The sequence below is a fragment of the Marinomonas rhizomae genome, from assembly GCF_003315485.1.
Taxonomy (GTDB): domain Bacteria; phylum Pseudomonadota; class Gammaproteobacteria; order Pseudomonadales; family Marinomonadaceae; genus Marinomonas; species Marinomonas rhizomae.
In genome coordinates this window covers 1-23,846 of record NZ_QNSE01000025.1, presented here as the reverse complement: position 1 = coordinate 23,846, position 23,846 = coordinate 1, and the positions used below count along the sequence as shown (strand labels likewise).

General features: G+C 44.5%; 18 protein-coding genes. 7 read left to right on the top strand and 11 right to left on the bottom strand.

The genetic code is table 11. The annotated features are described in order from the left end of the window. Positions 1–187: 187 nt before the first annotated feature. The 8 genes from pgi to dksA all read right to left on the bottom strand — a co-directional run bounded on the left by pgi (position 188) and on the right by dksA (position 8,959). On the bottom strand, positions 188–1,834 hold the full coding sequence (gene pgi, locus DFP80_RS20470; protein ID WP_113918647.1) for a glucose-6-phosphate isomerase: 1,647 nt from the start codon (positions 1,832–1,834) through the stop codon (positions 188–190). Positions 1,835–1,857: 23 nt separating this feature from the next. Continuing rightward, positions 1,858–2,706, bottom strand: coding sequence for a pantoate--beta-alanine ligase (gene panC / locus DFP80_RS20465; RefSeq protein ID WP_113918646.1), 849 nt, complete (start codon positions 2,704–2,706; stop codon positions 1,858–1,860). Beyond that, the gene (gene panB, locus DFP80_RS20460; RefSeq protein ID WP_113918645.1) at positions 2,703–3,530 is read right to left on the bottom strand and encodes a 3-methyl-2-oxobutanoate hydroxymethyltransferase; all 828 of its coding nucleotides are present in this window, start codon (positions 3,528–3,530) and stop codon (positions 2,703–2,705) included. The genes panC and panB overlap by 4 nt, the downstream gene beginning before the upstream one ends. 3 nt (positions 3,531–3,533) lie before the next feature. Continuing rightward, positions 3,534–4,016, bottom strand: a complete 483-nt coding sequence (folK, locus tag DFP80_RS20455; protein ID WP_206610637.1) for a 2-amino-4-hydroxy-6-hydroxymethyldihydropteridine diphosphokinase — start codon at positions 4,014–4,016, stop codon at positions 3,534–3,536. A gap of 14 nt (positions 4,017–4,030) precedes the next feature. Continuing rightward, positions 4,031–5,485: a polynucleotide adenylyltransferase PcnB gene (pcnB, locus tag DFP80_RS20450; RefSeq protein ID WP_113918643.1), complete on the bottom strand. Its 1,455-nt coding sequence runs from the start codon at positions 5,483–5,485 to the stop codon at positions 4,031–4,033. Positions 5,486–6,045: 560 nt separating this feature from the next. Next, positions 6,046–7,449 carry a sigma-54-dependent transcriptional regulator gene (locus DFP80_RS20445; protein WP_113918642.1) on the bottom strand — a complete coding sequence of 468 codons (1,404 nt, stop codon included), beginning with the start codon at positions 7,447–7,449 and terminating at the stop codon, positions 6,046–6,048. A gap of 143 nt (positions 7,450–7,592) precedes the next feature. Then, the gene (gene gluQRS, locus DFP80_RS20440; protein ID WP_113918641.1) at positions 7,593–8,492 is read right to left on the bottom strand and encodes a tRNA glutamyl-Q(34) synthetase GluQRS; all 900 of its coding nucleotides are present in this window, start codon (positions 8,490–8,492) and stop codon (positions 7,593–7,595) included. Positions 8,493–8,524: 32 nt separating this feature from the next. Next, positions 8,525–8,959 carry an RNA polymerase-binding protein DksA gene (gene dksA, locus DFP80_RS20435; RefSeq protein WP_113918648.1) on the bottom strand — a complete coding sequence of 145 codons (435 nt, stop codon included), beginning with the start codon at positions 8,957–8,959 and terminating at the stop codon, positions 8,525–8,527. Positions 8,960–9,128: 169 nt separating this feature from the next. On the opposite strand from dksA, the gene DFP80_RS20430 reads away from it, so the two are divergent. Next, positions 9,129–10,295, top strand: a complete 1,167-nt coding sequence (locus tag DFP80_RS20430; protein ID WP_113918640.1) for an aminotransferase class I/II-fold pyridoxal phosphate-dependent enzyme — start codon at positions 9,129–9,131, stop codon at positions 10,293–10,295. Positions 10,296–10,334: 39 nt separating this feature from the next. Here DFP80_RS20430 and lptG read toward each other — a convergent pair whose 3' ends face one another. After that, positions 10,335–11,396 (bottom strand): LPS export ABC transporter permease LptG, encoded by a 1,062-nt coding sequence (lptG, locus tag DFP80_RS20425; RefSeq protein ID WP_113918639.1) that lies wholly within the window; start codon positions 11,394–11,396, stop codon positions 10,335–10,337. After that, on the bottom strand, positions 11,393–12,523 hold the full coding sequence (lptF, locus tag DFP80_RS20420) for an LPS export ABC transporter permease LptF (protein ID WP_113918638.1): 1,131 nt from the start codon (positions 12,521–12,523) through the stop codon (positions 11,393–11,395). Before lptF ends, lptG begins: the two co-directional genes overlap by 4 nt. A 266-nt stretch (positions 12,524–12,789) precedes the next feature. Between lptF and DFP80_RS20415 the strand changes: the two genes are divergently transcribed. The 4 genes from DFP80_RS20415 (at position 12,790) to DFP80_RS20400 (ending at position 18,198) form a co-directional block, all read left to right on the top strand. Next, the gene (locus tag DFP80_RS20415; protein WP_113918637.1) at positions 12,790–14,250 is read left to right on the top strand and encodes a leucyl aminopeptidase; all 1,461 of its coding nucleotides are present in this window, start codon (positions 12,790–12,792) and stop codon (positions 14,248–14,250) included. A 264-nt stretch (positions 14,251–14,514) separates the two neighbouring features. Next, positions 14,515–14,934, top strand: a complete 420-nt coding sequence (locus DFP80_RS20410; protein WP_158601396.1) for a hypothetical protein — start codon at positions 14,515–14,517, stop codon at positions 14,932–14,934. 132 nt (positions 14,935–15,066) lie between these two features. Then, positions 15,067–17,850: a valine--tRNA ligase gene (locus DFP80_RS20405; protein ID WP_113918635.1), complete on the top strand. Its 2,784-nt coding sequence runs from the start codon at positions 15,067–15,069 to the stop codon at positions 17,848–17,850. Between the two features lie 90 nt (positions 17,851–17,940). Next, positions 17,941–18,198: a cold-shock protein gene (locus DFP80_RS20400; RefSeq protein ID WP_113918634.1), complete on the top strand. Its 258-nt coding sequence runs from the start codon at positions 17,941–17,943 to the stop codon at positions 18,196–18,198. 1 nt (position 18,199) lies between these two features. Here DFP80_RS20400 and DFP80_RS20395 read toward each other — a convergent pair whose 3' ends face one another. Beyond that, entirely contained in the window at positions 18,200–18,622 is a 423-nt protein-coding gene (locus DFP80_RS20395) for a CBS domain-containing protein (RefSeq protein WP_113918633.1), read from the bottom strand. 128 nt (positions 18,623–18,750) lie between these two features. Here DFP80_RS20395 and tadA point away from each other — a divergent pair, with 128 nt between their 5' ends. Together tadA and purL are read left to right on the top strand one after the other, a co-directional pair. After that, positions 18,751–19,239: a tRNA adenosine(34) deaminase TadA gene (gene tadA / locus DFP80_RS20390; protein ID WP_113918632.1), complete on the top strand. Its 489-nt coding sequence runs from the start codon at positions 18,751–18,753 to the stop codon at positions 19,237–19,239. A 117-nt stretch (positions 19,240–19,356) separates the two neighbouring features. Continuing rightward, a complete protein-coding gene (gene purL / locus DFP80_RS20385; protein WP_113918631.1) occupies positions 19,357–23,256 on the top strand; it encodes a phosphoribosylformylglycinamidine synthase in 3,900 nt (1,299 codons plus the stop codon). Positions 23,257–23,846 lie beyond the last annotated feature (590 nt).

Sequence of the window (23,846 nt, the reverse complement as noted above, 5' to 3'; positions counted from 1 at the left end):
TTGTTTTGGTGTTGTGAAACATCAAAGCGAATACAAGCCTCAAATAGTCTAAATGACTAAAAAAGGCTTGCTTTGAAAGATGGTATCTCCCCTTGAAGAGAAGGGGAGGGAACAGAGAAAACAAAAACACCAGCCTCAGCTGGTGTTTTTAGTTCAATGGTAGAAAGTCTAAGCGGTTCTTTTTAAGTTACGCCTGAGCTTTCTTGAACTCTTTGATCAGTGCTTGGGTAGAAGCATCTAATGTGCTGTTGTCGCTGTCGCTAACAAGGCGGTTGTAGATGTCGGTTCCCAATACTTTGCCTAGTTCTACGCCCCATTGGTCGAATGAGTTGATGCCCCAGATTGTGCCTTGTACAAAAGTACGGTGCTCGTAGAGGGCGATCAAGGCACCAACGGTGGCTGGTGTCATTTTATCTGTCAATAGGGTGTTGCTTGGGCGGTTGCCCTTGATCACTTTGTGCGGTGCAATTTTGGCGACTTGCTCGGCGGTGGCGCCAGCATCACGAAGCTCTTGCTCTGCTTGCTCAAGGGTTTTACCGACCATCAAGGCTTGTGACTGGCTTAAGCAGTTAGCAAACAATTGTGTGTGGTGTTCGCCAATTGGGTTGTGAGACGCCAATGGTGCGATAAAGTCCACAGGCACAAGGCGTGTACCTTGATGCAATAACTGGTGGTAAGCGTGTTGGCCGTTGGTGCCAGCGCCACCCCAGATAATTGGGCCTGTGTCGGTTTCTACGCCGTCGCCGTTTAATAAATTTGCTTTACCGTTACTTTCCATGTCGAGCTGCTGGATATGAGCAGGCATGGCGCGAAGGTAATGGTCGTAAGGAATCAAGGCGTGAGTTTGCGCGTTGTGGAAGTTGATGTACCACACGCCAAGCGCGCCCATGATAACTGGTAGGTTCTCTTCAAACGGAGCAGTACGGAAATGCTCATCCATTTGGTGGGCGCCGTCTAGCAATTCGTAGAAGTTGTCCATGCCAACGGCGATGGCAACAGGTAATCCAATCGCTGACCATAGGGAATAACGTCCGCCAACCCAATCCCACATTGGGAAGATGTTTTCTTCCGCCATGCCGAAGTCCACCGCTTTTTTGACGTTCGAACTTACTGCCGCGAAGTGTTTACTTACTGACTCTTCAGAGCCTCCGTTACTTAGGAACCAGTCACGTGCTGCGTTAGCGTTAGATAAGGTTTCTAAAGTGCCGAAGGTTTTGGATGAGATGACAAAGACGGTGGTTTCTGGGTTCACTTGCTTCAGCTTGCCAGTAATGTCCGAACCATCGATGTTGGCAACAAAATGCACTTTGATGCCGTCTTTTTTGTACGGGGTTAGTGCTTCAGCAACGACTTTTGGGCCAAGGTAAGAGCCACCTATGCCAATCGATACGACGTCGGTAATTGTTTTTCCTGTATGGCCTTTCCATTCACCGCTGTGTAATTGCGCGACAAATTTTTCCATTTGTTTTAATGTTGCACGGACTTCTTCTAACACGTTAACGCCATCAACAAGCAGTGTGTCTTGAGCTTGGCTTGCGCGAAGGGCAATGTGCAATACGGAGCGATCTTCTGTGTTATTGATGTGCGCGCCGCTGAACATGCCTTTGATTGCGCTTTCTAGACCGGCTTCTTTTGCTAAATCGGTTAGTAGGCCAAGAGTTTTTTCGTTAGCACGGTTTTTGGCATAATCCAATGTCCAGCCAGCCGCTTGTGTGGTGTATTTTTCGGCGCGTTTTGGGTCTGCTTCAAATAAGGACTTCATATTAACAGATGCCATTTCTTGTTTGTGCTCTGTTAATTTCTGCCAAGCTGTTAATTCAGTGGGTGAGCCCATTACAATCTCCCTAGAAATCAAAATTATAGCTCTACACGCAGATTATCAATTAAGCGTGCTTTGCCTAGATATGCCGCTGTCAATATGACGAGGCGCTTCTCTTCTTCTGATGGTGTTTGTAAGCTTTCTTGTGCGCGGATTTCGAAATAATCACGACGGAAACCAGCTGCTTCAAGCTTCTGCTGAGCCTGTTCGCAAATGTCCTCGTGACTCGCACGGTTTTCAATTAGCGCTTCTTTTGCCCATAACAAGGTTTGATAAATTGTTGGGGCGATGCGTCTTTCTTCTTCTGTTAGGTAGCCATTGCGCGAACTCATGGCAAGGCCATCTTCGTTGCGTGCTGTGTCTACTCCGATAACACGTACGTTAGAGCTTAAATCACGTACCATGTCTTCAATAACTTTAAGCTGCTGAAAGTCTTTGTTGCCAAATATGGCACAGTCTGGTTGAACAATATTAAATAATTTTGTTACGACGGTTGAAACGCCAACAAAATGCCCCGGACGAGAAGCGCCACAAAGAATGTCAGAAATACCGACTACTTCGATTTGTGTTTGGCTGCGCTTGCCGTCTGGGTACATTTCTAATGCGTCTGGGGCAAATAGGTAATTGCAGCCGTTGGCTTCAAGAACGCGCTTATCTTCTTCCAAGGTTTTTGGGTAACGCTCTAAGTCACTTTGATCCGAAAACTGCATTGGGTTGACGAAGATAGAAGAAACAATGATGTCACCTTCTTCTTTTGCTTTTCGAATCAGTGACATGTGGCCGTCATGTAGGTTGCCCATAGTTGGGACAAACACAATGCTTTTGTCTTTTAAGCGTTCTATTTTTAGCGCTGTGCGCAGCTCTGCCACGGTATGGAATGTTTTCATGATTTGAATCCGTGCTCAGGTCCTGGGAATGTCATGTCTTTTACTTCTTTAACATAAGCTTCGAAGGCTTCTGTCACATTGCGGCCATCGCTTAAAAAGTTTTTGACGAATTTTGGTGTGTGGCCGAGGTTGATGCCGAGCATATCGTGCATTACTAATACTTGGCCATCGGTGTGGTGTCCGGCACCGATGCCGATAGTTGGTACTGGAACGGCTTCTGTCAGTGTTTTGCCAAGTTCTGTTGGGATGCATTCGTATAGAAGAATGTCGGCGCCAGCAGCGACAAGGTCTAAAGACTCTTGTAGCAATAAGTCGGCGGCATCTTGGCTTTTTCCCTGTACTTTGTAGCCACCAAATTTATGTACGGACTGTGGCGTAAGACCTAAATGTGCGCAAACAGGAATGCCGCGTTGGCTTAGTAGTTTTACGGTATCTGCTAGCCAGCTACCGCCTTCTAGTTTGACCATGTTGGCGCCAGATTGCATGAGTTTAGCTGCGTTATCTAACGCTTGTTCAGGTTTGCTGTAACTCATAAAAGACATATCCGCGAGAATAAAGGCGTTGCTGTTGCCTCGTTTTACAGCGGCGGTGTGGTAGCACATGTCTTCGATGGTAACGGGTAATGTACTGTCTTGGCCTTGTATTACCATGCCTAGAGAATCCCCAACCAAGATGGTTTCAACACCTGCAACATTCATGACATTGGTAAACGATGCGTCATAGCTTGTTAGGCAGGTAATTTTTTCTTTATCCGCTTTCATTTTTTTCAGTGTGGATAAAGTAACTGGCTTGGTAAGTTTTCTTTGTGAGTTATCTGAATACATAATTTATTCTTCTTTGATAAAGACCAAATCGCTGGTATCAAGTTGCTGTAATTGCTCGGTAACGGTTTTTCCATTCGCTAAGAGCATATCAGGCGCTAGGTCACTAAGCGGCTTTATAACAAACCCTCGTTCTAGCATGAAGGGGTGTGGCACAGTTAGCCTTGGCAGCTGTATTGTTTCTTGTCCGTACAATAACAGATCTAAGTCTAGGGTGCGCGGTCCCCAATGTCGTTCTCTTACTCGACGTTGCGATTGTTCAATGCTTTGTAATAAATCGAGTAATTCGATAGGAGAGAGAAGGGTGTCAAGTCTGGCAACGGCATTAATATAATCTGGCTGATCCTGTGGACCAACGGGCTTGCTGCCATAAATAGAAGAAACACGAAGATTTTTTAAGTCGTCGTGTTTCTTTAGAGTGTCAATAGCGCGGTCAAGTTGCGCTACTGGGTTTTTAAGGTTACTGCCGAGGCCAATATAAGCGTGTATCAAGAGGCATCCTCTTACTCGTCAAATGTTTCACTGTGTGTTGTGGTGCTAGTGGTATTGCTGTTGCTGTTGCTCTTTTTACGACGACGTGGGCGGCGTTTCTTAGGGCCTTCTTTGTCTTTGGAGAACGAATCGATGCTTTTAATGAGATCTCTTTGCTGGTTTTCAGTGCCATGCTGGAATTTCTCCCACCAATCGCCAAGACCATCTAGATTTGTACCACTTAGTTCGCGAATGAGTAAGAAGTCGAAGCCCGCGCGAAAGCGAGGATGTTCGAGCAGTAGGAATGCGCGTTTACCGTAACGTTTTGGTAGACGGTACTGCATATCCCAGATTTCACGCATTGGTGTTGAGAATCGGCGAGGGATAGCGGTCGAAGCGACTTGATTGTCTAAAACCATGTTAGCTGCTTGATGTAAAGCAGGCGTTGCAGGCATGCCTTGTGCTTGAAATTCTTCATGACGCAGCGCCACACTTGGCCAAAGCAAAACAGCATACAAGAAATAAGGTGCAGTGGTTTTGCCGCTTTGGATGCGGTCATCGGTGTTTTGTAGACCTTGCAGGATGAAAGCTTCAGGGTCAATGTCATTACGTTTCCAGCCGCTTTGCAACAAAGCGTCAGTGTCTGGAAATAAATAACGGAACAAACCGTACTGACGTAACAAATGGAATGTGTCAATGCCGTTGCCACTACCCAGCAATTTTAAGACTTCTTCGAACAGGCGCGCAGGTGGGATGTGGTCTAGTAGGTGTGCCATTTCCTTGATCGGGGCTGCTGTTTCAGCTTCTAATTCGAACCCTAGCTTGCCAGCAAAACGAATCGCGCGCAGCATGCGAACAGGGTCTTCTTGATAACGCTGGCGAGCATCACCAATAATGCGAATCTGTTTGTTTTCAATGTCTTTTAGGCCGCCACAGTAATCGTGAATACTGAAGTCCTGAACATTGTAATATAAGGCGTTAAAAGTAAAGTCGCGACGCTCGGCGTCTTCTTCTATGTTGCCGTAGACATTATCGCGCAATACGATGCCATGAGCAGATCGTGCGGAGTCTTTACCTTTTAACGACGTATTTGGTGTGCTGTCATCGTCATCTTGAGCGGAGTTGGCTCTAAATGTAGAGACTTCGATGATTTCACGTCCAAAGGTCACATGGACCAATTTGAATCGACGACCAATAAGTCTTGAATTTGAGAATATAGCGTGGACTTCTTCAGGCGTTGCGTTGGTAACAACGTCAAAATCTTTTGGCTCAATGCCAATAAGGTGATCCCGAACACAGCCACCAACAAGAAAGGCGTCATAGCCTGCTTTGTTTAGGCGATATAATACTTTGACGGCGTTTGGGCTTAAATCTTGTCGAGATAAGCTGTGATCGCTGCGAGGGATAATAATAGGGTAAGTCTGTGCCTTTGGAGGGGCAAGCAGTGAGGTAGCTTTACGTACCAGAAATTTTAATCCTGTAAGCATTAGACAACAAATTTTAAAGTTAACGAAAAGGTGATTCTACACGTGATGAACTAAAGTTACACGGATAATGGTATTGTTTGAGCAAAATGGGTATGTCTATATTGAAGAGAAATTGAAGCGATCGACTATTTACTAATCAGTAAATAAAATAATCGCTTTGGATACATGAAGATACTAGTTCCGAAAACAAAGTGGGTGCTGCTTCTGCAGTTCTACTCAGGTTTTATTTTTATTTTTGCATTGTTTTCATTGCCCGAAGGCTTGTATATCTAAAAAAATCAATTATCCAAAGCGATTTTCCATCCATAGCCTCAAATTTTTATTTTTATTTGAAGAGGCTACGGTGTTCCTATTTGTTATTGTTGTTTTTAAGAACCTACATACGACGATTAACTTATTTTTATTCTTGGTCAATCTTCTTATCGTTGTGTCGTATATAAGGCATTTGTTGTGCCAAAAATAATAAAGTGCTGATTTTGTTAGATTTTAATGTATTTCTGTGCACTTTCTTTACAATATCGCGTTTGTTTTTTTGGGTTGTTTAGTAACAAGTGTTACCTTTATGTTGTTACTTTTTTGGGTATTGCCAGTTTTTGTCGTCTTTCCCATAAACTTTTTCTTGATATGCCCAAGGAATGTGCAAGTTGCGTTTCTGTCATCTTGTGTTGGTGCGTAAGGACAAAGTGCTTGAAGTAATCGTCGAGTGTTGTGCCAGCCATTAAATCGTGGCCTGATGACGGTGAAGGGGGAGAAGAGTGTGATTTTTCCTGCTGACTAGCAAGTTTTAGGTTGGCAGCTTCCACTCTTTCTGGGGGGCTGAGAATGACGGCTCTTTCTATGGCATTTTCAAGCTCTCGTACGTTACCTGGCCAGTTGTGCGCGCGAATGGCTTTGTCGAACGCTTGATTGTATTTGTAGACTGGCTTGTTGTGCTTCTGACAGGCTTTTTCAAGAAGAATTTGTGCCAGCATGGAAATATCATCACCTCTATCTCTCAATGGCGGTAGGAGTAACTCCATTACATAGAGGCGATAGTATAAATCCTCTCGAAACAGACCATTCCTCACCATATCGATTAGGTTTCTGTGGGTGGCGGTAATGAGTCGGATGTTTACTTTGGTTGATTGTGTGGCACCTACTTTGCGTATTTCCCCTTCTTGTAATACTCGCAGTAACCTGGCTTGTGCTTCTAACGGGAGTTCACCAATTTCATCTAAGAAAAGCGTGCCTTTGTCAGCGGCGTAAATGAGACCGTCGTGAGATGAGTTTGCGCCTGTAAATGCGCCTTTTTCATGACCAAAAAGTTCTGATTCTATTAAGTTTTCTGGAATGGCGGCGCAGTTAACGCTGATAATTGGGTGGTTGTGGCGCTGGCTTAGGTTGTGCAATGCTTTGGCTACGAGTTCTTTACCTGTCCCTGATTCTCCTCGAATAAGGACAGTAACATGGGTCCCCGCAATTTTATGCATGTCACTGAAAAGCTCTTGCATTGGCGGGCAGTGACCGATAATTCCGCTGCCTGCTGACCCTAGTGCAATTGATTTTTCTGTTGTTTCTTTTGCTGTGTTTGCGAAAAGTACTTGGGTTACGGGCTCTGGTGGTGGTTCGGGGTTATCATTTTTTTCTAGAGCGTTTACGACATGTTTTAGTAGCGTTTCCGAGTCAGTTGGCAGTGGGAGGTAGTAAAGAGCCCCTTGCGCCATGCTGCTAACGCCTGTACTTAAGCTGGCTTTTGTATCGAGTACAATATGGTGTGGTGTATTGGGTAGTTCTAAATTGCCTTCGGCTAAGTGGTTGATAGCTTCTTGGTCAATCAATAACAGGTGGAATTCAGATAATTCATAGTATCGATTAGCTTGTTCGAATGTGCTGCTGGTGTTGACTTGAAAGCCATATCGAGACAGCCACTTTTCTGACTCTTTAAGTGGTGAGTTGTCTGGGCAAATGATCATAATGCTGTGCATGAATTGTCACCTCTTGTAACTAGTGTAACGATTATACACATGCAAGTTTGTTGGTCGAGAGTGTGAGTGTCTGAATCAAAGTGAATGTTGCCACTGCGGGGCGGAATGGGTGCTTGTATTTAAATAAAGTGTAGATCTTGTTTTTAGATAAGGTGTAGGTCTTGCTCTTCGAGAGGAAGGTTTTTTATTTCTTTTAATTTACTTGGGTCCCAAGCTTCGATAGCGAGAGATATTGCTTCTGCGATAGAAGAAGGTCTAATTAGGTCGATTTTTAGATAATGGAGTGCGCGTAATAGTGTCTCCAAGTGGCCGTTTTCAATTGCCTTGGCGTGGTTCTGTTTGCTGATTTTGTCGCCAAAATGATTGGTTATTAGTGGAATGTGGCAAATTTTTGGTGGTGTCCAGCCAAATAAATCATAGAGATGTAGCTGTTGGGCTGTAGTTTCGATTAGGTCTGCGCCTCTTACTAGGTGACTGATATCTTGTAAGTGATCGTCGACTACGACAGCAAGTTGGTAAGAAAAGAAGCCGTCTTTTCTTTTTAAAACTGGGCAGTTGCTTTTTAAATCGTCTGCAAATAATAGGGTGCCTTGAATATTATCTTGGCATTGATAAACCGCAGAGCTGGCTTTTAGTCGCCATGAGTGAGGTTTGCTTATGCTGCTCTGGCATTCAAGTGGGTGGTTGCCATTATATTGTGTAAGAGATTGGCGAGTGCAATTGCATGGAAATGCAGCTTGTCGTTTTTTTAATTCGAACAGATGCTGCTCGTAAATATCGCTGTGCTGGCTTTGCACGCGAATGGGTTCGTCGGAAATAAGTTGATAGCTGTGAAGGGTTTCTATGATTTGTTTGGAAAAGCTAGGCTTGCAGCGTGTTCCATCCACATCTTCTATGCGAATGATCCAGCTGCCTTGCCGTTTTTTTGCGTCCAAATAGCTCGCTAATGCGCTGACCAGCGAGCCAAAATGGAGTGGGCCTGTTGGCGAGGGTGCAAAACGGCCACGATAGATCTTCACAACGGTACTGTCATGGTTAGACATTGTTTTCAAACACTGCGTTGGGTATGCAGTGCCTAGCCGCCGATTTGTCTCTCTTTGATTTCAGCCAGTGTTTTGCAGTCAATACACATGGTTGCTGTTGGGCGAGCTTCTAGGCGGCGAATGCCGATTTCGATGCCACACTCTTCACAGTAGCCGTAATCTTCATCATCGATCAGTTCAATCGTCTGTGAGATTTTTTTAACCAGCTTACGCTCGCGATCGCGCGCGCGAAGTTCTAGGCTAAATTCTTCTTCTTGGCTAGCACGGTCATTTGGGTCGGCATAGTTCACAGCTTCTTCTTTAAGGTGGTGAACAGTACGATCAACCTCTTCCATAAGGTTTTGCTTCCAGTTGAGTAGAATGCTTTTAAAGTGCGCCAACTGGTTTTCGTTCATGTATTCTTCGCCATCCTTAGCAACATAAGGAGTGAAGTCTTTCATTAATGATTCAGGGTTCATATTTGGCATACGCATTGCCTCACTTCGCAGGTTCCCATTGTGGTAGCCTGTAACCAATAAAATTAGGTGATTTATTTTCGGGCGGAAACTTACCAGATAATGTGATGGTTAACCACATTTTTTTACGCAAAATGTCGCGATATTTTTGAAACAGGTAGATAAAGGTAGAGAAAACGGGATGGAAAAACACAAGTTAGCAACAAGGGTTGGTCATATTTCGCCGTTTCAAGTGATGGAGGTGTTGGCTCGCGCTAAACAGCTGCAGTCCCAAGGTGAGGATGTTATTCATCTTGAAGTCGGCGAGCCGGACTTTGTGGCGGTAGAGGCGGTTGCCAATGTCGGTGTGGAGGCAATTCAACAAGGCAAAACGGGTTATACCTCGGCTACAGGGCTGCCTGAGCTTAAACGGGCAATTAGTGATTATTATCTAAGTCGCTATCAGGTTGCCGTCTCACCAGAACGGATTATCGTCACGCCCGGAGCCTCTGGGGCCTTATTGCTAATGGCGTCGCTAATGGTGAATTCCGGTGAAGACGTTTTGATGCCAGACCCATGTTATCCATGTAATCGCCATTTTTTGATTCAGGCAGGTGCGAAAGCTACGCTGGTTGAAACTAAACCTGAAGAGGGTTTTGAGATGGATTTGAATGCTTTGGCTGACCATTGGGGGGCAAATACCTCAGGTGTTTGGCTTGCTTCGCCCTCTAATCCTACTGGTGCCGTACTGAGCAAATCTTATATTGCGCAAGCTTGGGAAAAGGTTAGTGAGCTTGGTGGTCATTTGTTGGTGGATGAAATCTATCAAGGCTTGGTGTATGAGGGGGATGACTTTTCGGCCTTATCTATTGCCGATGATATTTTTGTGGTGAATAGCTTCTCGAAATATTTTGCTATGACTGGCTGGCGATTAGGTTGGTTGGTTGTACCTGAATGGGCTGTCGAAGGAGCGACAAAACTGGCGCAAAACTTATTTATTGCCGCGTCGAGTGTTTCGCAATATGCGGCAGTGCGAGCCTTTTCACCAGATGTGTTGGCGGAGTGCGAAGAACGTCGACAAACATTAGATGCTCGTCGTTTGGTTTTACTTGAAGGTCTGAAGGCGATTAGCTTGCCTGTTGTGGCGCCGGCTCATGGGGCTTTTTATGTTTATGTGGATGTATCCGGGGTGACGCAAGATGCTATGGCTTGGTGTTTGGCATTGCTTGAGCAGGAGAAAGTGGCGCTTACACCAGGGGCGGATTTTGGCATTAAAGATGCTCATAAATACGTGCGCTTCGCTTACACCTGTAATGAGACTAGGTTGCAAGAAGCGTTAGCGAGAATTGCTCGCTTTATGGCGACTTAATTAATAGACGTTTATTGATTATAAGGTAAGACGCAGGGGTTAGCCTCTACGTCTTACTAAAATGATGCCCGCCAAGAAGCAAATTGTAATCGGAATACTGACACCGATAACCGGTGGAAAATCTATTGCGACACTCATTCTGCCAAATAAGTTGAGCGCATTTTGGAAGGCTAAACCAATGATAACCCCAGTAAATATTCGACTCCCCATTGTGGAGGACCTTAATGGTCCGAATACACTGGATAGCGCTACCAGCACCAGTGCCAATGAAGCAACGGGGCGTAGTGCAGTAATCCAGAATTCCAGTTCGTATTGGGAGCCATCAAGCTTTTGTTGATTTAGATAAGACTGATAGCTATGTAACTGGCTGAGTGACAATGAGTCAGGCTCCTGTGAGGCTAGAAATAAGTGTTCAGGCTTGATACTGACGGTCCATTCAGCGCTTGGTAGGCTTTTTGTCTCGATATGGTCGTCGGCAAATATGGTTTCCTTTACATTATTGAGTTGCCAAACTGAATCTTTGATATGTTGTGCGCTGGCCGCTGTCTTTATGTATTTTAGTTGCTGTCCATCAGGTGAAAATATTTGTAGGTTGTAGAGTTTTCCGGTGTCGTCTGCCGCATCAATATAAACAAAGCTATTTTCTGCTTTTAGCCACACTCCGCCAGTCAGTGAAAACGTGCCGCTTTCTTGTCCTTTGAATTTTTCGATCAGGTTGGCTTTTTGTTCAGCAGCGGGAGCGACAAACTCTGAAATACCCATTCCCATTAATGAGACGAATAATATTGGCTGGCAGGCGGCAAAGCCAATGCGCCAAATGGGCATGCCTGCGGCGCGCATAACGGTTAATTCTGATGTGGCCGCCAGTGTGCCTAATCCTGTCAGTGTACCAATCAGTGAAGCGACAGGGATGTATTCTGCGAATTTTCCCGGTAGACGAAATAGGATAACTTGCAACAAAGATTGGATGGTGTAGCTGTCATTTACTTTTTTGATTTGCTCTATAAGAGTGAGGGCGAAATCCAATCCAAGCAGAACGACGGCGACTATCAAAAACCCCCACAAAACACTATTGCCAATGTATCTGTCTATTCTAGTCATTTCGGTTGCTCATTTGTGTTAGCGGCAGCTGCATGAGGCGGTTTGGCCCTACGGCGCTCGAATACCTGGTTATACTGAGCGAAAAGTACCGCAGCGATGAATATGAATATGCCGTGTATCCACCATAACCCAAGTTGAATTGGGAGTTTGCCCTTTTCTAAAGAAGTTCGTCCCCAAATTAGAAGTGCGATATAAAAAATCATCAAAAGGATTGCTGGTAGCATTTTAAAAAATCGACCTTGTCTTGGATTTACTTGGCTTAACGATAGGCCAATAATAGCAAGTATAGGGATAATGATGGTTAACGAAATACGCCATTGTAGCTCGACTTTGTCTAATAAGGTGTTGCTGTTCAGTAAGTCTGGTGTTGTTTTGGTATAGGCATCGTCAATCGCCCTCCCTTCTTTGCTTTCCATGCGAACGGCGTAAGTATCAAATTGCGTGATACGGTAATTTGCCGTGCCAGGTTTTCCTTCGTAGCGAGTGCCATTTTTAAAAACAAGATAGTTTCTATCTTCTTGCTCGCTAACTCGTATCTGCTCAGCGTTAGCGGCGAAGGTTAAAATGGGGAGGCTATGGTTTTTCTTGCTTGTAACATCGGACAGAAAAATTTGATTCATCCAGCCCTCGTTTGAAAAGCTGTCTATATAAGTTGTGCGCTGGCCGCTGCCTTCAAAGCGCCCAGGTTTTAAAAGGTCGAAAGCAGACAGTTGATCTTGCGCCTGCGAGGCTTCGGCCGCTTTATATTCGCTGTATGGAGCAAGCCAAAAGTTGATAGAAGCACTAACTGAGCTGATGATTAAGGCAATGCCTACCGTGTAGCCGGCAAGTTTAATCTTGCTGATACCGCTCGAAAACAGTACAGACATTTCGTTTTCTATGTAAAGGCGCCCAAAGGCAAGTAGTAAAGCTAAGAAAAAGGCTAATGGTAGAATCATCTGTACGAAGCTAGGAATATGGTAGCCGAGAATTAAAAATAAAGATTCGAAGGTCATTTTTCCATCGGCAATACGACCTAAGTAGTTGGAAATTCGACCGCTTAAAATAACGAGCAACAAAATTAGCGTGACACCAGCTGTTGACACCAGCACTTCTTTCGCTAAATATCTAAATAGTCTCAAAGTCACCTCTGGATGGATTCTGCTTTTTGAGCGTAGAGTTGATTACACATCTAAAGCCCCCATTATCTCGTGGTAAGAAGTATATTATCCAGTTTTTTTTGAAAGTGAGGATTTCACACAATGAGCGAGCTTGTAAATACAGAGTTAAAATAGGCTCTAGGTGCTCTTTTTTGTTAATGAAAGCGGCATGGTTTTGGGTTTTTTAGTGTATTTTTCTATTGCTCGTAGGTTGGTGTAAATATCTCTAAGTTATTTTTATAGAGGGTTTTTTCATGAATATGGCGTTATTTGATCGCTTGTCTACTGTTCAAGCAGATTTACTTGTTGCTTTTGTTCCTAGTGAAGGGGACTTCCCAGAATCCACATCGTGGGTGGATGAAAATGCTAATGGACAAGTATCTCAGTTGCGCGAAACTGGTGTATTTAAAGGCGGTGTAGCGCAGACATTATTGTTGCCAGCAGTGTCCCAAGATTTTGCTCAAGCTGTTTTGTTGGTTGGTATTGGTAAAGATGCTCAATTGAGTGATATGCAAGCTCGTAAAGTGATTGCAGCGGTAGCGGCTCAGATTAAAGGTTTGCCATTTGCGTCAGTTGCAGTTGCAAGTGCCGGATTGGCATTGAAAAATCGTTCTCAGGCTGATGTACTTGCTCTGGTTGCTCAATGGCTTAATGAAGGGTTCTATAGCTTTCTTGGCTTCAAAAAAGACGATGCTGAAAAAACCACCAAAGTTGAATCTTTGTTGCTAGAAGGAACGGATGCAGCTGCTTTGGCGATTGGTACGGCTACAGCGAAAGGCTCTGCCTTTGCTCGTCAGTTAGGCAACTTGCCTGGTAACGTTTGTACGCCAAGTTATTTGGCATCAAAAGCTCAGCAATTAGGTGAAGATTACAACATCAGTGTTGAGTTATTAGATGAAAGTAAAATGGATGAGCTAGGTATGCATTGCCTGTTGTCCGTGGGGCATGGTAGCGATCAACCTAGTTATTTGATCGTGATGAATTACCGTGGTGGAGAAGAGGGTGAAGCTCCTCATGTTCTTTTGGGTAAAGGTATTACTTTTGATACTGGTGGTATTTCCTTAAAGCCTGGTCCGAAAATGGATGAGATGAAATACGATATGTGTGGTGCTGCTAGCGTTTTTGGTACGATGAAAGCGATCTGTGAGCTAAAGCCAAAATTGAATTTCACTGCGGTTATTGCGGCGGCTGAAAATATGCCGAGTGGCCGAGCGACTAAGCCTGGCGATATTGTAAAAACCATGTCTGGTCAAACGGTAGAGGTTTTGAATACAGATGCAGAAGGTCGTTTGGTGCTTTGTGATGCTTTGACTTACATTGAGCGCTTCAAGCCAAAATCGGTTGTTGATATTGCTACTCTGACTGGTGCTTGTGTGGTTGCTCTGGGTAGCGTTAACTCAGGTATGTACGCGAACAATGATGATTTGGCCTCTGAGTTGAAAACAGCGAGCCAAGTATCTGCAGATAAAATTTGGCAAATGCCTCTAGATGAAGAATATCAGCAGCAACTTGATAGCAATTTTGCAGACATCGGTAATATTGGTGGCCCAGAAGCGGGTTCTGTAACGGCAGCTTGTTTCTTATCTCGCTTTACTGGTTCTTATCCTTGGGCGCATTTGGATATTGCTGGTACTGCTTGGGCTGGTGGCGCAGGCAAAGGAGCAAGTGGTCGTCCAGTTGCTTTGTTGACGCGCTATTTGCTTAGTAAGGCGTAATGAACGCGTTTTATTACTAATATAGAGTCAGTTGGAAAAGCAGTAATCATTAATGGTTACTGCTTTTTTTATGTTCGTTTTGAGGTGAAAGGGTAATCTGATCAAGATGTTATTTTAGTTTGGGTTAGGTTGAGTTTATTGTCTTCATTTGGAGAGGGTGGACTTTTGCGTTTTTCAATGCGAAAGTTGAAGGCTTCAAATGATGGATTAAGTGAATTACCTCGCTTAATTTTTGTATCCTGCTTTCTTAAAATTGGTTTTCCTATGTCAGATTTAGCCGCTCAATATGATGATGGTGTTTTTGAGCCAGATGAAGAAACCTTGATATCCGCATTGCGGAATCAAGATGATATTCCTATTTTGATGGATATTGTCGCTGAGCGAGACTCACTTTCCTCTAGTCAAGAAGTGCATTTGGAACAGTCTTTTAGTGAGTATAAAGAGCCGGTAGAAGAGTGCCAAAATGTCATTGATAGCAGTGATTCGCATGAAGCCTCTCTGAATGCTTCTAAAGATCCGTCATTAGATGATGTTGTTACGCTGGACAATGTGGTTGCTGAATCTGCTCTATCACAGGAGCTTATTGCCAAAACCATAGCCGACGTACTTGAAAAACGTTTACCTGAGTTGGTGTCAGAAGTAATGCAAGCATTGCAAGCGACTGAAACAGCTCAAAAAGAGTAATGCAAGTTGATAGCTGTCTAAGTAAGCTAACAGACTGCTTAATTACCCTCGTGTTATTCTTTATCTTGTTATGACACGTTATAATTCCTCAACATACAATTGATCGCTACATAAGAGCCTTAAGACATCATAATGGAAAAGACCTACCAACCTCAGAGTATTGAACAGCCTATTTATAAACGTTGGGAAGAGGAGGGATATTTCTCTCCTCAGAGCAACGGTTCTCCATTCTCTATCATGATTCCACCACCAAACGTCACTGGTAGTTTGCACATGGGGCATGCGTTTCAGCATACCTTGATGGATGCGATGATTCGCCGCGAACGAATGAAAGGCAGTCGTACGCTATGGCAACCGGGTTGTGACCACGCCGGTATCGCGACTCAAATGGTGGTTGAGCGCCAATTGGCGGCCCAGAATGTGACTCGTCATGAGTTAGGCCGTGAAAAATTCCTTGAAAAAGTCTGGGAATGGAAAGACCAATCTGGCGGCACGATTTCCGATCAGATGCGTGTTTTAGGCGACTCTGTTGCTTGGGACAAAGAGCGTTTCACTATGGATCCGGGCATGTCTGCAGCGGTTCAGGAAGTGTTTGTACGTTTATTTGATGAAGGCATCATTTACCGTGGTCAGCGTCTTGTAAACTGGGATCCTGTGTTGCATACGGCAATTTCTGATCTTGAAGTGGTTTCTGAAGAAGAAAATGGCTTCATGTGGTACTTCCGTTATCCACTGGCTGACGGTGTTAAAACCGCGGAAGGTAAGGATTACATTGTTGTTGCGACAACACGCCCGGAAACTATGTTTGGTGATGCGGCTGTTGCGGTTGCATTGGATGACGAGCGCTTTACCGACCTTGTTGGGAAATTTGTTGAGTTGCCGTTGGTTGGTCGTCGCATTCCAATCGTTGCTGACGAATATGTTGACAAGGAATTTGGTACGGGTTGTGTGAAAATTACGCCAGCCCATGATTTCAATGACTATGAAGTTGGCAAACGCCACGATATGCCATTGATTAACATATTGAACGACGATGCTGCGATCAACGACGTAGCGCCCGAGAAATATCATGGCATGGACCGTTTTGATGCTCGTAAAGCCGTAGTGGCCGATTTTGATGCGCTTGGCTTACTAGAAAAAGTCGTTGACCACAAATTAAAAGTGCCACGTGGCGAACGTGGCAATACCGTAATTGAACCTTATTTAACACAGCAGTGGTATGTCGCGGTTGAATCATTGGCTAAGCCTGCTATTGAAGCTGTAGAGAATGGTGATATCCAGTTTGTTCCTAAGCAATGGGAAAACACCTATTTTGCTTGGATGCGTGATCTTCAGGATTGGTGTATCTCTCGTCAGCTTTGGTGGGGACATCAGATCCCCGCTTGGTACGATGCGGATGGAAAGCATTATGTTGGTAAAAATGAAGATGAGGTTCGCGCCAAATATGGCTTAGCGGCTGATGTTGAATTAACTCAAGACGAAGACGTGCTAGACACTTGGTTCTCTTCAGCACTTTGGACGTTTGCGACACAAGGCTGGCCAGAAGAAACACAAGATTTTGCTGACTTCAGTGAGTCTGATGTATTGGTGACAGGGTTCGATATCATTTTCTTCTGGGTTGCTAGAATGATCATGATGACCTTGAAGTTTACCGATAAAGTACCGTTCAAAACGGTTTACATTACTGGTCTTATTCGTGATGAACGCGGCGATAAAATGTCGAAATCCAAGGGTAATGTTATCGATCCATTGGATTTGATTAATGGTATTGATATCGAGTCTTTGGTTGCTAAACGTACTTACGGCATGATGCAGCCTCGTTTAGCAGAGAAAGTTGAAAAAAATACCCGTGAAACTTACCCAGAAGGTATTCAAGCTTACGGTACCGACGCTCTACGCTTCACACTTTGTTCATTGGCGTCTGGTGGTCGAGATATTAAGTTTGATCTTAATCGCCTTGAGGGCTACCGTAACTTTTGTAACAAGATTTGGAATGCGACGCGTTATGTCTTGATGAATACAGAAGATCAGGACTGCGCTCAAAATGGCGCTGAGGTTGAGTTGTCTCTTGCCGATAAATGGATTATTTCTCGCTTGCAACATGCGGAAGATGCAGTGAACCGTGCTTTCGATACGCACCGTTTTGATTTGGCTTCTCAAGCATTGTACGAATTTATGTGGCATGAATACTGTGATTGGTATTTAGAGTTGTCTAAGCCAGTGCTTTGGGACGAAAACGCCACAACAGCACAATTGACCGGCACGCGTCGTACTTTAGTTCGCGTATTGGAAGCTTTCCTACGTCTTGCTCATCCCATGATGCCGTTTTTGACCGAAGAAATTTGGCAACGTGTTGCGCCGCTTGCAGGAGTGGAAGGCGAAACGGTCATGTTGGGCAACTACCCAGCGGCAGATGAAACGAAGAAAGATGCTCAGGCTGAAGCGGATGTTGAGTGGCTAAAAGGGGTTATCGAGGGTATTCGTAATATTCGTGGCGAAATGAATATTTCTCCTTCTAAGCCGCTGACTATTTTATTCCGTAATGGATCTGAGCAAGATCAGTCGCGTTTAGAGGCGAACTTAACCTTCTTGCAAACTCTGGCGAAATTGGAGTCTGTTACTTGGTTGAATGCGGGTGATGACGCGCCAATGTCAGCGACTGCGTTGGTGGGTGACATGGAAGTACTTGTTCCAATGGCTGGCTTGATTGACAAAGAAGCTGAACTTGTTCGTTTGCAAAAAGAAATTGATAAAGCATCAAAAGAATTGCAGCGTATTCAAGGCAAGCTTTCCAATGACAGTTTTGTGGCGAAAGCGCCGGCTGCAGTGGTTGAAAAAGAGCGTGCTAAATGTGATGACTTACAATTAGCTGTCAGTAAGTTAGAAGAGCAAAAGGTCAGTATTGAATCTTTGTAAATATGCATTGTAAAAACATAAGGTCAGAAGTCTCTTTAGGCCTCTGACCTTACGCTTACTTAATAAAAATAAAAAAGAGGCGAGACAGTAATGGAAAGATTAACTGGAAAAGTTAAGTGGTTTAACGACGCTAAAGGCGTGGGTTTTATTAAGCGAGAAGAAGACAATGATGTGTTTGTGCATTACAAATCGATTATGTGTGATGGTCACAAGAGCTTAAGAAAAGGCCAGGCTGTTAGCTTTGTTTTATCCATTACCGACTTTGGTTTGCAGGCGATGGAAGTGCGTTTAGAAAAAGAGGTGCAAGTTGCATCCTCTGGTTCTAGTCAACAATTTGAAAGTGCTTAATTTATTTAGACTCAGTTAACATCTGGTGGGCAAGTTTTACGAAGTCGACAGGCGTTATGATGCCGACAAGTTTGCTGTCTTGGGTGACTGGTAGGCAGCCATATTTATTCTCGATAAAGAATTCCGCTGCCATGTCTAAATCTGTCTCAGGACTGACGGTTAGTATGTCCTTGTTCATGGCGTTAGCAATAGGGGTTTGCTGCTCTTTCTTAGATATTTGTTGAGTGCCGAACTGGCTTACTAGATGAAAGGCATGACGTAAATATTCACGCTGCGTTAGCATGCCAACACATTCTCCTGCATCATTGATGATTGGAATGTTTCTTATGTTTTTTTCTTGCATCAAGGCTTTGGCTTTCGCTAAAGAATCGTTCTCTCTTAATGTTATTAAATTAGTAATCATCAAGTCGGCAACAGTTCGCATGAATAGGTCTCCATATGTCTATTTTTTGAGTGTTTATTTTGACAGTAAGGTTCAGTGTAGAGCGGATCACGTATTAAAGGCAATTATGTATTATAAGGCAATCATAGTCGCCTTGAGGTAGATCAATAATGACAGATCAAGACTGGATGGAGCATGCCATAGTGCTGGCGGCAAAAGCGGCATCAGAAAATGAGATTCCTGTTGGCGCTATCGTCGTGCTCAATGATGAAATCATCGGTGAAGGTTACAATTCGCCGATTTCGCTTTGCGACCCAACCGCGCATGCAGAAATTCAGGCGATTCGTATGGCCTGTAAAACTACAAATAATTACCGACTTCCCGGTGCAACCTTATATGTCACACTGGAGCCTTGTTCTATGTGTGCGGGCGCTATGGTTCACGCACGTATTGATCGCGTGGTTTATGCTGCGACGGAACCCAAAAGCGGTATAGTGGAGAGTCAGGGGCAGTTTTTTGAAGCTCCATTTCTTAATCATAAGGTGAAAGTTGAATCTGGTGTATTGGCTGAAACAGCTTCTATTCAGCTTACTCAATTCTTTCAATATCGCCGTGAACAAAAAAAGAAGCTTAAAGAACAGGCAAAAAAGGCGATTTAGACAATTAATTCCATCATTTTGTGTAGAAATTTCATACTCTGCTAGCCTCTATTTGCTTCATTGATTTAAAATACCCACACCATTTCCCCAAAACTACCAAGTGAGGCAATACTCAACATGCTAACTCTGCATGGTTCCGCAGCGCTATCGGCGTTTCGTAAGGCAAAGTTACTAGCCAATATGCAAGCATCTATCCCATCTGTAACAGATGTTGATGCTCAATTTCTCCATTTTGTGGAGCTGGCTGATAATCAAACGCTTACTGCTGAACAGGAAACTGTTCTACAACGCGCTTTGGCCTACGGTCCTAAATCCTCCCAAGTCAGTTCATCTGATCAAAGTGTTCTAGTGGTTCCTCGTTTAGGAACGATTTCACCTTGGTCTTCAAAAGCAACCGATATTCTTCATAACTGTGGTCTTGCGGCCGTGTCTCGTGTTGAACGTGGTGTGGAATATTTTATCCACAGTACTTCGCTGCTGACATTGGACGAACTAGACCTGTTATCAGAAATGTTGCATGACCGCATGACAGAGAGTGTGCTTCCGGCATTAAGCGACGCTTCTGATATGTTTTCTCATGCAGAACCTGCACCTATGACATCAGTTGATGTATTAGCAGGTGGACGAGCAGCGTTGGTTGAGGCAAACCAAACGCTAGGCTTGGCATTGGCAGATGATGAAGTTGATTACCTTGTGGACTCTTTTATTGAGTTGGGTCGTAATCCAATTGATGTAGAGCTAATGATGTTTGCTCAAGCAAACTCTGAACATTGTCGTCATAAAATCTTCAATGCATCTTGGACTATTGATGGCGAAGAGCAAGAACGCTCTTTGTTTAAAATGATCAAGAACACTCATGAGCATAACCCTGATGGCACCTTGTCGGCTTATAAAGACAATGCAGCGGTTATGGAAGGTAACTTTGCAGGACGTTTCTTCCCTGCACCTGGTACTCGTGAATACGACTACAGCCAAGAAAATATCGATATCTTGATGAAGGTGGAAACCCATAACCACCCGACGGCGATTTCTCCATTTTCTGGTGCCGCAACAGGTTCTGGCGGTGAGATTCGTGATGAAGGTGCGACCGGTATTGGTTCAAAACCAAAAGCTGGGTTGAGCGGTTACACAGTTTCTGACCTTAAAATTCCTGGATTTGAACAGCCATGGGAAAGCTATTACGGCAAACCTTCTCGTATCGTGACGCCTCTGGATATCATGATCGAAGGTCCTATTGGTGGCGCGGCATTTAACAACGAGTTTGGTCGTCCGAACTTGCTGGGTTATTTCCGCAGTTACGAACAAAAAATCCAAGGTGCAAGTCAACAAGAAGTCCGTGGTTACCATAAGCCAATTATGTTGGCGGGTGGCATGGGTAATATTCGTCGTGAGCACGTTGAGAAACAAGAAATCAAAGTAGGCGCTAAGCTGATTGTGCTTGGTGGTCCTGCGATGTTGATTGGTCTAGGTGGCGGCGCGGCTTCCTCTATGTCCTCAGCAGACGGCAACGAAGATCTAGATTTTGCTTCTGTACAACGTGGTAACCCAGAAATGGAGCGCCGTTGTCAGGAAGTGATCGACCGTTGTTGGCAGCTTGGCGACAACAACCCAATCAGTTTTATCCACGATGTGGGTGCTGGTGGTTTGTCGAACGCACTACCTGAATTGGTAAAAGACGGCGAACGTGGCGGCAACTTTGATCTGCGCAAAGTGCTAAACGATGAGCCAGGTATGTCACCGCTAGAGATTTGGTGTAACGAATCTCAAGAGCGTTATGTGATGGCGGTATCGCCTGAGCGTATTGAAGAATTTACCGCAATTTGTGAACGTGAGCGTTGTCCGTTTGCCATTGTTGGGGATGCGAAAGAAGAGCTTCATTTGGAAGTTGCAGATAACCACTTTGGTAACAAGCCAGTGGATCTGCCAATGTCTGTATTGTTTGGTAAGCCACCTAAAATGCACCGTGAAGCGAGCAAAGCGGTTATCGAAGGTGATGACTTTACTGCAGTCGACGTGGATCTTGTTGATGCGGCGCAGCGTGTTTTAAGCTTGCCAACCGTTGCCAGCAAAAACTTCTTGATCACCATTGGCGACCGTTCTATTACAGGCATGGTTGCTCGTGATCAAATGGTGGGCCCTTGGCAGGTGCCGGTTGCCGATGTGGCAGTCACTACCTCGTCATTAGACAGCACCACTGGTGAAGCGATGACCATGGGTGAGCGTACACCAATTGCCTTGCTGAACGCACCAGCGTCAGGCCGTATGGCAGTCGGTGAAGCCTTGACCAACTTGGCCGCCGCGCAAATTACTAAGCGCAACCACATTAAATTGTCTGCAAACTGGATGGCCGCAGCGGGTCATGAAGGCGAAGACGAAAAACTTTACCAAACCGTTAAAGCGGTGGGTATGGAGTTGTGTCCTGCCTTGGATATCGCGATTCCAGTGGGTAAAGACTCCATGTCCATGAAGACAGTATGGAAAGAAGACGGCGAAGAAAAAGCCGTGACCTCACCATTGTCTTTGGTGATTACCGCGTTTGCTCCAGTAGCGGATGTGCGTAAAACCCTTACCCCAGAATTGCAAAACAAAGCCGATACGCGTTTGTTGTTGATCGACTTGGGTGCCGGTCAGAATCGCCTAGGTGGTTCTGTTATTGCTCAGGTTTACAACAAGCTAGGTCAGCAAGCGCCAGATGTTGATAATGCTGCCGCCTTGGCTGGTTTCTTCGATACAACTCAAGCCTTGAATGCAGAAGGTAAGTTGTTGGCTTACCATGACCGTTCTGATGGCGGTGTGTTTGCTACCTTGACAGAAATGTCCTTTGCGAGCCATTTGGGTCTGAACATTGATCTTGATGAGACGATTAGCCAGCAAGCTCAAATTGCGCCAGCGCTATTCAGTGAAGAGCTGGGCGCCGTGATTCAAGTGAACGATACGGATGTGGCAGACATTGTTGCGGCTTACGCAAAAGTGGGCGTTAAGGTGACATCGATTGCGACTCTATCCGGTGATGACAGCATTCGCGTTCGTTTTGCTGGTGAAACCGTGTTGGAAGAAAGCCGCATTAACTGGCAGCGTGTTTGGTCTGAAACCAGCTACCGTATTCAAGCATTGCGTGATAATCCAGAGTCTGCACAACAAGAGTTTGATAACTTGTTAGATGCGAAAGATCCAGGGCTTTCCGCGCAAGTGAGCTTCGACCAAAACGAAGACATAGTAGCCGCTTTTGTTGCATCTGGTGTGAAACCTAAGATTGCTGTATTGCGTGAACAGGGTGTGAATGGTCAAGTGGAAATGGCTGCTGCCTTTCATAAAGCCGGCTTTACGCCGATCGATGTTCATATGAGTGACATCTTATCTGGCCGTACTACGCTAGATGAGTTTAGTGGTTTAGTGGCTTGTGGTGGTTTCTCTTACGGTGATGTTTTGGGTGCTGGTGAAGGTTGGGCGAAGTCTATCCTTTTCAACCCAGTAGCACGCGAGCAGTTTGAGTCATTCTTCAAGCGTCCAGATACCTTCTCTTTAGGTGTGTGTAACGGTTGTCAGATGTTGTCTAACTTACATGAGCTTATTCCTGGTGCAGATCATTGGCCGAAGTTTGTTCGTAACCAATCCGCACAATTTGAAGCTCGCCTTGTACAGGTAGAAGTTCAGAAGTCGAACTCTATTATGTTGGCAGGGATGGAAGGCTCACGTATGCCGATTGCGGTTGCTCACGGTGAAGGTCAGACTGAATACCGTGATGAGCAGGATATGGCGACATTGGCTTCGGCGAATCAAATTTCGTTACGCTATGTCGATAACTACGGCCAGGCAACTGAGCGTTATCCATTTAACCCAAATGGCTCTGCGCAAGGTGTGACAGGTTTAACATCAGAAGATGGTCGTGTGACTATTATGATGCCTCACCCAGAACGTGTTTATCGCACAGTTCAGCACAGCTGGCACCCAAGCGAATGGCAAGAGCAAGCACCATGGTTGCGTTTGTTCCAAAACGCAAGAAAGTGGTTAGGCTAATACCTTAGCTAATATCATTTATTAAGCTTTAGTTGGCTCATTTAAAAAGCTCTTTAATCGAAAGGTTAGAGAGCTTTCTTATTATGGTTCTTTAAGAAAAGAACCTCACTATTTGATCTTTGGTTGTTTTTCGATCTAAAAAGGTTGGGGGTGACTGTTTATTGAGCGATATTCTTTTAATTTAGAATTAATTAAAAGAAAGTGTCGAAAAGGGTTGCACAAAATCTGTAGATCCTTAATATACGCCCTCGCTGACACGGACAAGGCTTCAGAGCAACGAAGACCAAGTTCAACTAACTAAACCAAGGTTTGGTTAGTCATTCAAGTTAGCACGCTCTTTAAAATAGATAATCAGATAATTTGTGTGGGCGCTCGCTGGAGGCTTCAGAAGATTGTCCGAATGGTTTAGATCATTCGAGACGATCAAAAAAATTGAAGTCTTGCGAAACGTCTAACACGTCAATTCGCTTTATGTTGATTGATTGTTCTTCGGGGCAATGAATTGATTAAGTTATTGTTAGTGTAATAGATTTTGAGTAAGCAAACTTTTTAACTGAAGAGTTTGATCATGGCTCAGATTGAACGCTGGC